Here is a 13,290-nt window from a genome sequence, read left to right as displayed (position 1 = left end):
CTGTGGTCCCGTGCCCGGGTTCGCCCACCGACTCTCGCGGGGGCGGGGCAGGGCGCAGCGGTGCCCCAATCACGCTGATCTGGCGGCTGGAGGGATCCAGCCGGTGGTGCGAGCGTACGGACAGCCCTGCGGACGCCGGCTGGGCCGGGGTTTCGGACGTCGCGCTCTCCGGCTTTTGTGGCGCAGGCTGCGGGCGCGCGGGGGATTGTGCTTCGAGCTGCATCCGGCGCAGCTCGCGCAGCGCGACATGCGCCCGCACCACCCCCGCGAGCGAGTTGCGGTCGGTGATGGCGATGGCAGTCAGCCCCAGTTCAACCGCTCGGCTCACCAGCTCCTCGGGGTGTGAGGCGCCGGTGAGAAAGGTGAAGTTTGAGGTGACGCAAAGCTCTGCATAGCGCAGCGCCTCGGCCGGGGTGGCAGGCTGTGATGCTTGCGATGCCTGAGGCGCGGGGGCACCCGGTGTTCCTCCGGCCTGTGCCGCGCGCTTTTGCACGGCAGCCTCCGGCACGCGGTGCGGCCCCTGCGCGCGCGCCGCTTCTGCCTGCGTCTGTTGCTCTCCGGCCTTTCGCCCTGTCTTTTGTTCCGCCTTTCGTTCCGGTGCTTGGGGGCCGTCTGCGGATTGTCCTGCATGCCCCTCTGCCTTTGGGGGCGGGTGGCCCGTCACGGCCGGTGCTTCGGGCGATGGCACTGCCTGTGCCGCATGCGCCGCCGCCGCGCGTGCATCCGGCCGGGGATCAGAGAAATTCGCCATGCACATACCATCCGGGGTCCTGCGGGGTGTGGAACAGCCACAGGCGCCGCCCTTCCCGTGTCTCAATTTGCCAGTAATCGCGCAGCCCTTTGCGCCATTCAGGGTCATCCAGCCACCATTCGGGCGCGATCCGCTCCGGCCCGCTGGCGCGGCCGGTCACGCAGCGCATCCGCCGCCAGCGAAACTGCGCGGGCGGCTGGCTGCCGCTGGCGGTGATGGGCTCGGGGGGGAAGATCTGCACCGGACGGGCGGGGCCGGGGGGCCAGGCTGCAGAGGCCGCCGCCGGGCTATGTGCGGCGGGCAGCACCAGAAAGCTGCGCTCGGGCAGGTGACTTTCGGCGGGGGCGCAGCGGGTGATCCGGTCAAACCCCATGCGGTTGCCCAGCCGGGTGATCAGATCGGCCAGCTGGCCCGCCGCCTCGCCCTCACGCGCGGTGCCGATCTGCCGGGGCCGCAGATCCTCGACCACCGGCGCGCTCAGCCGCAGCTGGTCAAAGCCGAAACCGGAATCGATGTCCTCGACCGCGGCGCGAAACAGCGGGGCAATCGCGGCGGGGTCGCGCATCGCGCGGGCCAGACCGATCTCGGCCTGCGCCGTGGCACCATCCACCCGCCGCAGCTCCAGCCGCAGACGGCGCGCGCCATGGCCACGGACCGCCAGCTGCTCGCACAGCCGCGCCAGCAGCCGGTCCAGCCCGGCCATGACATCGCTGAGCAGGCCAATCGGCTCCGGCAGGGTCAGTCGCACGCCGTAATGCGGCGGCAGCGCCTCGGGCGAGACCGGCTCGCCCACCGCGCCAAGCGCCTGATCCAGCCGCAGCATCACCGCCGGACCAAAGCGGCGCGCGAGGGCGGCACGGGGCAGGGCGATCAGATCGGCGATCTGGCGCAGACCCAGACGGCTGAGCGCCTCGGCGCTGGCATGGTCGATGCGCAGGGCAGAGGGGGGCAGAGGGGCCAGCGCCGCCGCCTCTTGCCCCGGCGCGGCGCGGCCCCCGCCATGCCGCGCCAGCGCATGCGCCGCCCCCCGCGTGCCCGCAAGGCCGGTGCAGGCGCTGATGCCGCCGCGCGCCAGCCGGTCGGTCAGATCCTCGATCAGCGCCGCCTCGCCGCCGAAGAGATGGCCGACGCCGGTGATGTCGGCCACCAGCCCCTCGGTGCCGTCCCGCGCCACCTGCGGCGCATAGCGCCCGGCCCAGCGGCACAGCGCGGTCAGGAAATCCGCCTCGCCCGCCAGATCGGCCGGGCGGGTGGTCAGGCCGGGGCAAAAGGCGCGGGCATCGGCCAGACTCATGCCCCGGCTGAGCCCCGCCGCCGCGGCGGCCGGGTTGAGGCAATGCAGATGGTCGGCATTGCCCGCCCGCAGGCTGAGCGCAAAGGGCCCCTCATGCGGGCGCAGCCGCAAGGCCCTCTCGCTCGCCAGACGCGGAAACCAGATGCACAGAACCCGTCTTTTCATCGAACCGCACCACCCAATTCGGCAACACTCCTTTCTTGTTCTTTACGCAGCGCCAGTGCTGCAACGCCCCGCCGCCGCCCGCCGGATCCCACAGCGGGGCGCAGTGCCAGCGGCTTTCGGCGGCATTGCAGCCCGCCCCCTCGCGGATCAGCAAAAGGCCGGTGGTCTGCCCGGCCTCGGCGGCCAGCTGCAGCCGCCGCCCCTGCGTCAGGTTCAGCGCCTGATCGGGGGCGGCCACCACCAGCGTGGCGACGCCCGCCCGCAACGCCTCCTCGGCAGCCCAGAGCAGATCGGTCTGCCCCGGCGCCCGCACCATCAGCAGCCGCGCCGGGTCCAGCAGCGGCGCACACCCGGCAGGCAAGAGCATCTCGCGCGCATGCAGCGGGGTGATCCAGACCACCGGCGCCGGGGCCTCCTCCCGCGGCCCCTCCCGCGCCGCCTCGCGCCGCCCGCCCGGCGGCACGCGTCCCTGGGCCCGCACCCGCTGCCGCCCCGCCTGCGCCAGCGCAAAACCAAGCGCCCCTGGCCCGCCCGCTTCATGCATGCGGGCGGGGGTGAGGTCAGGGAATCGGGGGGCATTGGTTCGGGTCATGCTGGAACATACCATGAACACATTCCGCCGCAACAGCCCCGCCGGGGCCGTCTCTGTCCGCGCTCACGGCTTGACCCGAGGGGCCGCCCGCTCTATCCCCCCGCCAACCGCAGCGGGGGCCCCATGAGCGACGACAATCACAGCGATGACGCAAAAGACAAAGGTGCGGAACAGGCGCTGACGCCGCAGGTCGCCGCGCAGCCCGCCCCTGCCCAGCCGGAATGGCGCAATTTCTATGGCCGCCTCGCGGGGAAAACCCTGCGCGCCAGCCAAAAGACCTATCTGAGCGAAGACCTCGAAACCCTGCGCCCGCGCGGCATCACCCGCGAGGAGAACGCCGAGCGCCTGACCGTCGATCCGCGCGACATCTTCGGCAATGACAATCCGGTCTGGCTGGAGGTGGGCTTTGGCGGCGGCGAGCATCTGGTGCATATGGCCGCGCTCTATCCCGGCATCAACATTCTGGGCTGCGAGCCCTTCATCAATGGCGTGGCGATGCTCTTGGGCAAGATCCGCCAGGCGGGGGTGAGCAACCTCGCCGTGCATCCGGGGGACGCCCGCGATGTGATGGAAGTGCTGCCCGAGGGCTCGGTTTCCCGCGCCTTTCTCAACTATCCCGACCCCTGGCCGAAACGCCGCCATCACCGCCGCCGTTTCGTGACGCAGGACCATCTTGTGCCGCTCTTCCGCCTGCTGGCCCCGGGGGCAGAGTTCCGCGTGGCCACCGATATTCCCGACTATATGCGCCAGACCCTGAAGGAAGTGCCGCAGGCGGGCTTTGCCCTCACGCATCACAGCCCGGAGGCCTGGGCCGACTGGATCTCGACCCGCTACGAGCAAAAGGCCCTGCGCGAAGGCCGCGCCCCGGATTACGCCACCTTCCTCCGCCCCTGACCGATAGCCCCCAGACCGGCTGGCCCAGATCGGTTGGCCCAGATCGCCCGACCTCAACCGCCCGACCCCGATTTGGGGCGGGCTGCACATCCGGGCTTGCTTCGGGTCAAATATCCCCGCCGGAGGCTCCCACCGCGGCCACAGGCCCCGGCGGCAGGCGCCACAGCCCTCTGCCCGTCAAAATGTGGTGATTTACGCCCCCCTCCGTTTGCGGTATCACCCGGGCGAATTTCGAGGGAGAACGAGATGTCCGGCCACGGTGAACCCATTCCGATGACCTCGCGCAAAGGCGCCGCCCTGAAGGGCGTGGCCGAGGTGCCGGGTGACAAGTCGATCAGCCATCGCGCGCTGATCCTGGGCGCGCTCTCGGTGGGCGAGACGCAGGTGACGGGCCTTCTGGAAGGGCAGGACGTGCTCGACACCGCCAAGGCGATGCGGGCTTTCGGCGCTGAAGTGACCCGCCACGCGGCCGGGATCTGGTCGGTGAACGGCGTTGGCGTCGGCGGCTTTGCCGAACCCACGAATGTCATTGACTGCGGCAACTCCGGCACGGGCGTGCGGCTGATCATGGGCTGCATGGCCACCACGGCGATCACCGCCACCTTCACCGGCGATGCCAGCCTGAACAAACGCCCGATGGGCCGGGTCACCGATCCGCTCGCCCTTTTTGGCGCGCGCGCTTACGGCCGCCAGGGTGGCCGCCTGCCGATGACCATCGTCGGCGCGGAATTCCCGGTGCCGGTGACCTACACCACGCCGATGCCCTCGGCGCAGGTGAAATCGGCGGTGCTGCTGGCCGGGCTGAACGCGCCGGGCCAGACCGTGGTCATCGAGAAAGAGGCCACCCGCGACCATTCCGAGCGGATGCTGGCGGGCTTTGGCGCCAAGATCACCACCGAAGTGACGCCCGAAGGCCGGGTGATCACCCTGACCGGCCAGCCCGAACTGCGCGCCCAACGCGTCGCCGTGCCGCGCGACCCCAGCTCGGCCGCCTTCCCGGTCTGTGCGGCCCTCCTGGCCGAAGGCTCGGATATCCTCGTGCCGGGCGTCAGCCAGAACCCGACCCGCAACGGCCTCTTCACCACTTTGGTGGAAATGGGCGCCGACATCACCTTTGAAAATCCCCGCACCGAAGGCGGCGAACCGGTCGCGGATCTGCGCGTGCGCTACACCGGGGACCTCAAGGGCATCGAAGTCCCCACCGAGCGCGCGGCCAGCATGATCGATGAATATCCGGTGCTTTCGGTGGTCGCGGCCTGCGCCACCGGCACCACGGTGATGCGCGGCGTGAAAGAGCTGCGGGTGAAGGAATCCGACCGGATCGACGCGATGGCGCGCGGGCTTGAGGCCTGCGGCGTGACCATCGAAGAAGATCTCGACACGCTGATCGTGCATGGGCTCGGTGCGGCAGGGGTGCCGGGTGGTGCCACCTGCGCCACCCATATCGACCACCGCATCGCCATGAGCTTTCTCGTGCTCGGTCTGGCCAGCCAAAAGCCGGTCAGCGTCGATGACGGCTCGCCCATCGCCACATCTTTCCCGATTTTTGAGGGGTTGATGGCCGGTCTCGGTGCCGAGATCGCGCGCGACTGACACGGGCGGAACGCTCCGCGGGGGATATTTAAGATCAGGCAAAGGCGCAGCTTCTCTCCTTTGCCTGATAACAAATATCCCCGCCGGAGGCTTCCGCCGCCATCCCGGTGCGACCGGCAGGAGGCAGACATGAACTTCACCGTGGCAATCGACGGTCCGGCAGCGGCGGGCAAGGGTACGATCTCGCGCGCGGTGGCGGCGCGTTTTGGGTTTGCGTATCTCGACACGGGAGCGCTTTACCGCGCCGTGGGGATGAAGGGTGGCGATCCGATCGAGGCCGCGCAAAATTTGACCACCGATGATCTGGCGCGCGACGATCTGCGCAGTCTCGCGGCGGGGCAGGCGGCCTCACAGGTCGCCGTCATCCCGGAAGTGCGCGCGGCGCTTTTGGCGTTTCAGCGCGATTTTGCCCGGAGGCCGGGCGGTGCGGTGCTCGATGGGCGCGATATTGGCACGGTGATCTGCCCGCAGGCCGAGGTGAAGCTGTACGTCACCGCCAGCTCGGAGGTGCGGGCGCACCGGCGCTGGCTCGAGGTTGGCGGCGATGCGGCGATCGTGCTGGCCGAGGTGAAAGAACGCGACGCCCGCGATATGGGCCGGGCCGACGCACCCTTGCGGCCTGCGGCGGATGCGCTGGTGATCGACACATCCGATCTCAGCATTGAGGCGGCGGTGGAGCTGGCCTGCGCGGAAATCGCACGGCATCTGCGCCCCTGAGCACAGAGCCGCTGCTTGCATCTGCCCGGCGCAGATCTAACTAAGGGCAGATCAAGGCGCGAGGGTGCGCCCCGAAAGGATTTGAGATGCTTCTTGATGTGTTGAACTGGCGCTACGCCACCAAGAAAATGGACCCCGCCCGCACGGTACCCGAAGAGAAAGTGGCGCGGATTCTGGCCGCCGCACAACTGGCGCCGACCTCCAGCGGCTTGCAGCCCTTTGAGATCATCGTGGTGACCAACGCTGAACTGCGCGCACAGATCCGCGCTGCGGCCTGGGATCAGGCGCAGATCACCGATGGCTCGCATCTGCTGGTTTTCGCCGCCTGGGACAATTACACCGAGGCCCGCATTGACGCCCTCGTGGCGCAGATGAGCGCCGAGCGCGGTGGCACCAGCGAGGCGGTGACCGCCTATTACGACCGTCTCAAGGAGATGTATCTGCCGCGTCCGGCAGAGGTGAATTACGAACATGCTGCCCGTCAGGCCTATATCGCCTTTGGCACCGCTCTGGCGCAGGCGGCCGAAGAGCAGGTCGACAGCACCCCGATGGAGGGTTTTGACCCCGATCAGGTCGATGCGATCCTGGGCCTGCGCGCGCGCGGTCTGCGGTCGGTCACGCTGATGCCCCTGGGCTACCGCGCGGCCGAGGGCGACTGGCTGGCCGGTCTGCCCAAGGTGCGCCGCCCGCTGGCAGAGCTGGTGACCCGGCGCGACTGACGCTGGGGCCGAAAACTCTTGCTCCACAGGCGATTCCCGCCTATAGCGACCCGGTCCGAGGGGGCAGACGCAGGTCTGCCCCTTTCGGGCATATCCACAACGAAGACCGGCGGAGCCAACCGCATGGCCAGTAAAACACTTGAAAAGGAAACTCACACGCATGTGCGCTAAAACCACTATGGAAGAATTCGAAGCCCTTCTGCAGGAGAGCTTTGAGATTGACACCCCCGAAGAGGGTTCGGTTGTCAAAGGTCGCGTGATCGCCATCGAGGCGGGCCAGGCCATCATCGACGTCGGCTACAAAATGGAAGGCCGCGTTGATCTGAAAGAATTCGCGAACCCGGGCGAAACCCCGGATATCTCCGTGGGCGACGAAGTTGAGGTTTACCTCGACCGCGTTGAGAACGCCCGTGGTGAGGCTGTCATCAGCCGTGAGAAAGCCCGCCGTGAAGAAGCCTGGGATCGCCTCGAGCAAGCCTATGCGAAAGAAGAGCGCGTCGACGGCGCCATCTTCGGCCGCGTCAAAGGCGGCTTTACGGTGGATCTGGGCGGCGCTGTGGCCTTCTTGCCGGGCAGCCAGGTTGATGTGCGTCCGGTGCGTGATGCCGGCCCGCTCATGGGTCTGAAGCAGCCGTTCCAAATCCTGAAAATGGATCGTCGTCGTGGCAACATCGTTGTCTCGCGCCGCGCGATCCTGGAAGAAAGCCGCGCCGAACAGCGCGCCGAAGTCATCGGCAACCTGACCGAAGGTCAAACCGTCGACGGCGTGGTCAAGAACATCACCGAATACGGTGCGTTCGTTGATCTGGGCGGCGTTGACGGCCTGCTGCACGTCACCGACATGGCATGGCGCCGTGTGAACCACCCGTCGGAAATCCTGTCGATCGGCGAAACCGTCAAGGTTCAGGTCGTCAAGATCAACAAAGAAACCCACCGCATCTCGCTCGGCATGAAACAGCTGCAGAACGATCCGTGGGATTCGGTTGAGACCAAGTTCCCGCTGGAATCGGTCCACAAAGGCCGCGTGACCAACATCACCGACTACGGCGCCTTCGTGGAGCTGGAAGCCGGCGTTGAAGGTCTGGTCCACGTTTCGGAAATGTCCTGGACCAAGAAAAACGTCCACCCGGGCAAAATCGTCTCCACCTCGCAAGAGGTTGATGTCATGGTTCTGGAAATCGACACCGCGAAACGTCGCGTGTCGCTGGGCCTGAAGCAAACCATGCGCAACCCGTGGGAAGTGTTCGCCGAGAACAACCCGGTCGGTTCGATGATCGAAGGCGAAGTCAAGAACATCACCGAATTCGGTCTGTTCATCGGCCTCGAGAACGACATCGACGGCATGGTCCACCTCTCGGATCTGAGCTGGGAACAGCGCGGCGAAGACGCCATCCAGAACTACCGCAAAGGCGACGTGGTCAAGGCCGCTGTCACCGAAGTGGACGTCGAGAAAGAGCGTATCTCGCTCTCGATCAAAGCTCTGGACGCAGACACCTTCTCCGACGCGGTTGACGGCGTGAAACGCGGCTCGATCGTCACCGTTGAAGTGACGGCGATCGAAGAGGGCGGCATTGAGTGCGATTACAACGGCATGAAGTCGTTCATCCGCCGCTCGGATCTGGCCCGCGACCGTGCTGACCAGCGCCCCGAGCGCTTCCAGGTCGGCGACAAGGTCGATGTGCGCGTGACGAACGTGGACAGCAAGACCCGTCGTCTGGGCGTGTCGATCAAAGCCCGCGAAATCGCGGAAGAAAAAGAAGCCGTTGAACAATACGGCTCGTCGGACTCGGGCGCCTCGCTGGGCGATATCCTGGGTGCGGCGCTCAAAGGCTCGAACAACTGAGCTGAGATGCGCCCCGCTGCCGGGCCCTGAAACGGGCCTGAAAACCGGAACGACAGTGATGGACGGCCCCGCCCCGAAAGGGCGGGGCCGTTTGCTTGCGCGATTCGCGAAAAGTTGGCGGCAACCGGGGTTTGTTCGCCCGGCGCGGGTGTGGCGGGGCGATGCTGCGGTGCAGCAGCGGCTGAAAGCTGCCGAACCTCGGGTAAATTCCGGAAAATCGGTGCTATTCCAAGGACTTTGATATTTGTGCGCAGATTTTTTCTGCCTATAGTCAGTGCAATAACCGGGTCTGCCACCCGGGAGAAACTCAGGGGGGTATGCATGATCCGGTCCGAGCTGATTGCCAAGATTGCCGAAGAAAACCCGCATCTGTTCCAACGCGATGTTGAGCGGATCGTGAACACGATTTTCGAAGAGATTGTCGAAGCCATGGCGCGGGGCGACCGGGTCGAGCTGCGCGGCTTTGGCGCCTTCTCGGTGAAAAAGCGCGATGCCCGCACGGGCCGCAACCCGCGCACCGGCACCTCGGTGGATGTCGATGAAAAGCATGTGCCGTTCTTCAAGACCGGCAAGCTGTTGCGCGACCGCCTGAACGGCGACGAGGCCTGAATGCTGCGACTGCTCCGTTTTGGCTTTCTGGCGCTGTTTGCAGTGCTGCTGATCACGCTGGCGATGGCCAACCGGGATCCGGTGACGCTGTCCCTGCTGCCGGTCGAAGCGGGCAGTTTCCTCGGCTGGGATTGGGTGGTGCAGCTGCCGCTGTTCCTGGTGATCTTTGCCGCGCTGCTTCTGGGGCTGATGATCGGCTTTTTCTGGGAATGGCTGCGCGAGTCGCAGATCCGTGCCTCGGCGGGCGAAAACGCCCGGCGCGCCGCCCGGCTTGAGCGCGAGGTCAAGCGGCTGGGGGGCGGCAAGCCAAAGGCACAGGACGAGGTGCTGGCGCTGCTTGAGGATGGCGGCCGGGCGCGCTAAGTCTGGCACATGAATACCCGCGTCAAAATCTGTGGCCTGAGCCAGCCCGAACATCTTGTCGCCGCCATCGCAGGCGGGGCGAGCTATGTGGGCTTTGTGTTTTTCGAAAAATCCCCGCGCAATGTCTCGATTGCCATGGCGCGCGCCCTGGCGATTGATGTGCCGATGGGCATCGCGAAAGTGGCGCTGGTGGTGAATGCCAGCGATGCCGAGCTGGACGCGATTTCCGCCGATGTGCCGCTCGACATGATCCAGCTGCACGGGCAGGAAACGCCTGAGCGGGTGCGCGAGGTCCGCCAGCGCTATGGCCTGCCGGTGATGAAGGCTGTGGGGGTGGCGGGCCCCGGGGATCTGGCGCAGCTGGCGGCCTATGAGGCGGTGGCGGATCAGATATTGGTCGATGCCAAGGCGCCGAAGGGCGCGGCCTTGCCTGGCGGCAACGGTCTTGCCTTTGACTGGCGGCTGATCGCCGGGCGGAAATGGACCAAGCCCTGGATGCTGGCGGGCGGGCTGACGCCGCAGAATGTGGCAGAGGCGGTGCGACTGACCGGCGCACGGCAGGTGGATGTGTCATCGGGCGTTGAAAGCGCGCCGGGAATCAAGGATACGGATCTGATTGCGGCGTTCATTGCCGCGGCGAAGGGGAACTGACATGGCCGAAGACCTCATCAACAGCTTCATGAGCGGCCCGGACGAGCAGGGTCGTTTCGGGATTTTCGGCGGGCGTTTCGTGTCGGAAACCCTGATGCCGCTGATCCTCGAGCTGGAAGCGCAATACGAATTCGCCAAGACCGATCCCACCTTCTGGGCGCAGATGGACGATCTGTGGAAGCATTACGTGGGCCGCCCCTCGCCGCTCTATTATGCGCCGCGGCTGACCGAGCATCTGGGCGGTGCCAAGATCTATCTCAAGCGCGATGAGCTGAACCACACCGGCGCGCATAAGATCAACAATGTGCTGGGGCAGATCCTGCTCGCGATGCGGATGGGCAAGACCCGGATCATCGCCGAGACCGGCGCCGGGCAGCATGGCGTGGCCACCGCCACCGTCTGCGCGCGTTTCGGGCTGAAATGCGTGGTCTATATGGGCGCCACCGATGTTGAGCGGCAGGCGCCGAACGTCTTCCGCATGCGCCTTCTGGGGGCGGAAGTGATTCCGGTCACCTCGGGCCGGGGCACGCTGAAGGATGCGATGAATGATGCTTTGCGCGATTGGGTGACCAATGTGCGCGACACCTTCTACTGCATCGGCACGGTGGCGGGCCCCGCGCCCTATCCGGCGATGGTGCGCGATTTCCAGTCGATCATCGGCAAGGAAGTCCGCTGGCAGCTGGCCGAGCAGGAGGGCGAGGGCCGTCTGCCCGACACGCTGATCGCGGCGATCGGCGGCGGCTCGAACGCCATGGGTCTCTTCTATGAATTCCTCGATGAGCCAACGGTCAAGATCATCGGCGTTGAGGCCGGGGGCCACGGCGTCGATGAGAAGATGGAGCATTGCGCCAGCCTGACCGGCGGCCGTCCCGGCGTGCTGCACGGCAACCGCACCTATCTGTTGCAGGATGAGGACGGGCAGATCCTGGAGGGGCATTCGATTTCGGCGGGTCTCGACTATCCGGGGATCGGGCCGGAACACGCCTGGCTGCACGATACCGGCCGCGCGGAATATGTGAACATCACCGACACCGAAGCGCTGGAAGCCTTCCAGCTCTGCTGCCAGCTCGAGGGAATCATCCCGGCGCTGGAGCCGAGCCATGCGCTGGGCCATGTGATCAAACTGGCGCCCACGCTGCCGAAAGACCATATTCTGGTGATGAACATGTGCGGGCGCGGCGACAAGGATATCTTCACCGTCGCCAAGCATCTCGGCTTTGATATGAAGATCTGAGCAGGTAACCGCCATCTGACGGATTTGCACCAGCCCCGCCTGAAAAGGCGGGGCTTTTTGCAGCATAAACTATGGTTTATGGGCTTTGGCACAGAGTTTAGCGGCGCTCTTTATCCCCGCTGGCGCATGGACGGACCGGTCAGGCGGCTCCCAGATGGCAACAGGCATCCAAGGGAGATGCCGGAGCGAGGAGAGTGAGATGCGTCAGATTTATCTTCCGTTGGTGGCCAGCCTGTTGCTTGCCGCACCGGCCTTTGCAGCGATCACCCCGGAGGGCGTGATGAGCACCTTCAGCGCTGAGGGCTATACCGACATCGAGGTCCGCTCGGGGGCCGATACGATCAAGGTTGAGGCCACACGCAATGGTCAGCGCGTTGAGGTCATTTATGACAGCACGACGGGCGACGTGGTCAAATCCGAAGCCCATGCGCTGGACGGCACCGCGCCGGCGGGGAACGGCCCCGGGAGCGGCAGCGACGATGGCGCATCCGCGTCCGATGATGACAGCGGCCACCATAACGGTAACGATGACAGCCATGATGATGATTCCTCGGGGGATGACAGCCATGATGGATCGGGCCATGATCGGGGGGATGATCACGGGGGTGACCATGGGGATGATCACGGCTCAGATGACAGCGATGACGACAGCAATTCGGGCTCGGATGATTCCGGCAGCCGGTCTTGAGGGCACTTCGGTCGCGCGCGCACCGGTCCCGCGCGACCGTCGGGAAGGGGAGTGAGATGCGGGGTCCGATGTCAAAACGCCAGCTGCTGTTCGGCCTGACCACGCTGCTGGTCTGGCCGCAGTTTGGCCTTGCGCAGAGCGCGCCGGATCAGATCGTCAAGCAGCTCTATGCGCAGGGTTATTCGGCGGTCAGCGTTGAGCGGACCTGGCTGGGACGCACCCGCATTCTGGCCCGCAACAGCGAGGCGCAGCGCGAGATCATCGTCAATCCGGCCACGGGCGAGATTCTGCGCGACTTCTGGAAACCCCTCGCGTCCAGCGCCCGTGCCGCCAAAAGTGACGTGGTGATCACCGAGGGTTCCTCGGGGAGTTCTGGCGGCAGTTCGGGAAGTGGCAGCTCCGGCAGCGGGACCGGATCCGATGATTCCGGTTCGGGCAACTCTGGCTCGGGCAGTTCCGGCAGCGATGACGACGATAGCGGGGAGGACGATTCAGGTTCCGACGATCATTCCGGCAGCAACTCGGGCAGCGGCTCGGGCCACGGGTCCGACGACAGCTCAGACGACAGCGAGGACAGTGATGACCGGTAGCGCCACGATCTGCGCGCGCGGAGGCCGGGAATGAAACGGCCCCGCTGGTTAGGCTCAGTTCTGATCGGAGTGATCCTGCTGGTTCAGGCGGTTTGCGCGCTGTTTTTCGTGTCGGATATTCTGATGTCGTTGTTTGGCATCTATGCCGAGCCGATCAGCTGGAAGACCCGCGAAATCATTGAGATGGGCGCGGCGCTGGGGTTGGTGCTGGGGCTTGTTCTGGGGGCCGCGGCCCTGTTTGTCAGCCTGCGCGCGCGCCACCGGGCACAAGAGCAGCTCCGCCGGGCCTCGGGCGCGTTCATGGACCTGCTGGCCGAGCGGTTTGCCGAATGGCACCTGACCCCGGCCGAGCGCGACGTGGCGCTGTTTGCCATCAAGGGCATGTCAACGGCCGAAATCGCCCAGCTGCGCAACACCTCGGAGGGGACGGTCAAGGCGCAGACGAATGCGATTTACCGCAAGGCCGGGGTCAGCGGCCGCCCGCAACTTCTGGCGGTATTTATCGAGGATCTGCTGGAGCCGGAGGCGCCCAAAAACCCGCCGGGAGATCTGCCCCCGCTGCGTGCACGGGCCTAGGACAGGGGCCT

Annotated in this window: 14 protein-coding genes and 1 pseudogene; 12 read left to right on the top strand and 3 right to left on the bottom strand. The window is 66.1% G+C overall.

The window, feature by feature from the left end:
• Positions 1 to 223 precede the first annotated feature (223 nt).
• The 3 genes and pseudogenes from ACEN2S_RS00980 to ACEN2S_RS00970 form a co-directional block, all read right to left on the bottom strand.
• A pseudogene (locus ACEN2S_RS00980) lies at positions 224 to 400 on the bottom strand (PHP domain-containing protein); the annotation flags it as partial.
• A 334-nt stretch (positions 401 to 734) separates the two neighbouring features.
• A complete protein-coding gene (locus ACEN2S_RS00975) occupies positions 735 to 2,210 on the bottom strand; it encodes a Y-family DNA polymerase (RefSeq protein ID WP_441861178.1) in 1,476 nt (491 codons plus the stop codon).
• Entirely contained in the window at positions 2,137 to 2,802 is a 666-nt protein-coding gene (locus ACEN2S_RS00970; protein WP_441861176.1) for an ImuA family protein, read from the bottom strand. Before ACEN2S_RS00970 ends, ACEN2S_RS00975 begins: the two co-directional genes overlap by 74 nt.
• Before the next feature lie 123 nt (positions 2,803 to 2,925).
• Between ACEN2S_RS00970 and trmB the strand changes: the two genes are divergently transcribed.
• The 12 genes from trmB (at position 2,926) to ACEN2S_RS00910 (ending at position 13,279) form a co-directional block, all read left to right on the top strand.
• A complete protein-coding gene (gene trmB, locus ACEN2S_RS00965; protein ID WP_441861174.1) occupies positions 2,926 to 3,696 on the top strand; it encodes a tRNA (guanine(46)-N(7))-methyltransferase TrmB in 771 nt (256 codons plus the stop codon).
• Between the two features lie 246 nt (positions 3,697 to 3,942).
• On the top strand, positions 3,943 to 5,289 hold the full coding sequence (aroA, locus tag ACEN2S_RS00960; RefSeq protein WP_441861172.1) for a 3-phosphoshikimate 1-carboxyvinyltransferase: 1,347 nt from the start codon (positions 3,943 to 3,945) through the stop codon (positions 5,287 to 5,289).
• A gap of 129 nt (positions 5,290 to 5,418) precedes the next feature.
• Positions 5,419 to 6,006 carry a (d)CMP kinase gene (locus ACEN2S_RS00955; RefSeq protein WP_441861170.1) on the top strand — a complete coding sequence of 196 codons (588 nt, stop codon included), beginning with the start codon at positions 5,419 to 5,421 and terminating at the stop codon, positions 6,004 to 6,006.
• Positions 6,007 to 6,092: 86 nt separating this feature from the next.
• Complete coding sequence (locus ACEN2S_RS00950) at positions 6,093 to 6,725, top strand: NAD(P)H-dependent oxidoreductase (protein ID WP_441861168.1); 633 nt, start codon at positions 6,093 to 6,095, stop codon at positions 6,723 to 6,725.
• A gap of 160 nt (positions 6,726 to 6,885) precedes the next feature.
• Positions 6,886 to 8,568 carry a 30S ribosomal protein S1 gene (rpsA, locus tag ACEN2S_RS00945; RefSeq protein WP_441861166.1) on the top strand — a complete coding sequence of 561 codons (1,683 nt, stop codon included), beginning with the start codon at positions 6,886 to 6,888 and terminating at the stop codon, positions 8,566 to 8,568.
• Between the two features lie 321 nt (positions 8,569 to 8,889).
• A complete protein-coding gene (gene ihfB / locus ACEN2S_RS00940) occupies positions 8,890 to 9,177 on the top strand; it encodes an integration host factor subunit beta (protein WP_441861164.1) in 288 nt (95 codons plus the stop codon).
• On the top strand, positions 9,178 to 9,540 hold the full coding sequence (locus ACEN2S_RS00935) for a lipopolysaccharide assembly protein LapA domain-containing protein (protein WP_441861162.1): 363 nt from the start codon (positions 9,178 to 9,180) through the stop codon (positions 9,538 to 9,540).
• A gap of 9 nt (positions 9,541 to 9,549) precedes the next feature.
• Positions 9,550 to 10,191 carry a phosphoribosylanthranilate isomerase gene (locus ACEN2S_RS00930; RefSeq protein ID WP_441861160.1) on the top strand — a complete coding sequence of 214 codons (642 nt, stop codon included), beginning with the start codon at positions 9,550 to 9,552 and terminating at the stop codon, positions 10,189 to 10,191.
• 1 nt (position 10,192) lies between these two features.
• The gene (gene trpB, locus ACEN2S_RS00925; protein ID WP_441861157.1) at positions 10,193 to 11,425 is read left to right on the top strand and encodes a tryptophan synthase subunit beta; all 1,233 of its coding nucleotides are present in this window, start codon (positions 10,193 to 10,195) and stop codon (positions 11,423 to 11,425) included.
• A gap of 199 nt (positions 11,426 to 11,624) precedes the next feature.
• A complete protein-coding gene (locus tag ACEN2S_RS00920) occupies positions 11,625 to 12,113 on the top strand; it encodes a hypothetical protein (RefSeq protein ID WP_441861155.1) in 489 nt (162 codons plus the stop codon).
• A gap of 68 nt (positions 12,114 to 12,181) precedes the next feature.
• Positions 12,182 to 12,703, top strand: coding sequence for a hypothetical protein (locus ACEN2S_RS00915; RefSeq protein ID WP_441861153.1), 522 nt, complete (start codon positions 12,182 to 12,184; stop codon positions 12,701 to 12,703).
• A 30-nt stretch (positions 12,704 to 12,733) separates the two neighbouring features.
• A complete protein-coding gene (locus tag ACEN2S_RS00910) occupies positions 12,734 to 13,279 on the top strand; it encodes a helix-turn-helix transcriptional regulator (RefSeq protein ID WP_441861151.1) in 546 nt (181 codons plus the stop codon).
• Positions 13,280 to 13,290: the final 11 nt, after the last annotated feature.

The sequence above is a fragment of the Phaeovulum sp. W22_SRMD_FR3 genome, from assembly GCF_052113705.1.
Classification (GTDB): domain Bacteria; phylum Pseudomonadota; class Alphaproteobacteria; order Rhodobacterales; family Rhodobacteraceae; genus JBGQOG01.
This window is presented reverse-complemented; position numbering and strand designations above follow the sequence as displayed.

Excerpts from the sequence above, each read along its gene's own strand:
- ihfB (WP_441861164.1), top strand. The coding sequence starts at position 8,890 with ATGATCCGGTCCGAGCTGATTGCCAAGATTGCCGAAGAAAACCCGCAT.
- ACEN2S_RS00910 (WP_441861151.1), top strand. The coding sequence starts at position 12,734 with ATGAAACGGCCCCGCTGGTTAGGCTCAGTTCTGATCGGAGTGATCCTG.
- ACEN2S_RS00930 (WP_441861160.1), top strand. The coding sequence starts at position 9,550 with ATGAATACCCGCGTCAAAATCTGTGGCCTGAGCCAGCCCGAACATCTT.
- aroA (WP_441861172.1), top strand. The coding sequence starts at position 3,943 with ATGTCCGGCCACGGTGAACCCATTCCGATGACCTCGCGCAAAGGCGCC.
- ACEN2S_RS00935 (WP_441861162.1), top strand. The coding sequence starts at position 9,178 with ATGCTGCGACTGCTCCGTTTTGGCTTTCTGGCGCTGTTTGCAGTGCTG.
- ACEN2S_RS00920 (WP_441861155.1), top strand. The coding sequence starts at position 11,625 with ATGCGTCAGATTTATCTTCCGTTGGTGGCCAGCCTGTTGCTTGCCGCA.
- ACEN2S_RS00915 (WP_441861153.1), top strand. The coding sequence starts at position 12,182 with ATGTCAAAACGCCAGCTGCTGTTCGGCCTGACCACGCTGCTGGTCTGG.
- ACEN2S_RS00975 (WP_441861178.1), bottom strand. The coding sequence starts at position 2,210 with ATGAAAAGACGGGTTCTGTGCATCTGGTTTCCGCGTCTGGCGAGCGAG.
- ACEN2S_RS00955 (WP_441861170.1), top strand. The coding sequence starts at position 5,419 with ATGAACTTCACCGTGGCAATCGACGGTCCGGCAGCGGCGGGCAAGGGT.
- ACEN2S_RS00970 (WP_441861176.1), bottom strand. The coding sequence starts at position 2,802 with ATGACCCGAACCAATGCCCCCCGATTCCCTGACCTCACCCCCGCCCGC.
- trpB (WP_441861157.1), top strand. The coding sequence starts at position 10,193 with ATGGCCGAAGACCTCATCAACAGCTTCATGAGCGGCCCGGACGAGCAG.
- trmB (WP_441861174.1), top strand. The coding sequence starts at position 2,926 with ATGAGCGACGACAATCACAGCGATGACGCAAAAGACAAAGGTGCGGAA.
- ACEN2S_RS00950 (WP_441861168.1), top strand. The coding sequence starts at position 6,093 with ATGCTTCTTGATGTGTTGAACTGGCGCTACGCCACCAAGAAAATGGAC.
- rpsA (WP_441861166.1), top strand. The coding sequence starts at position 6,886 with ATGTGCGCTAAAACCACTATGGAAGAATTCGAAGCCCTTCTGCAGGAG.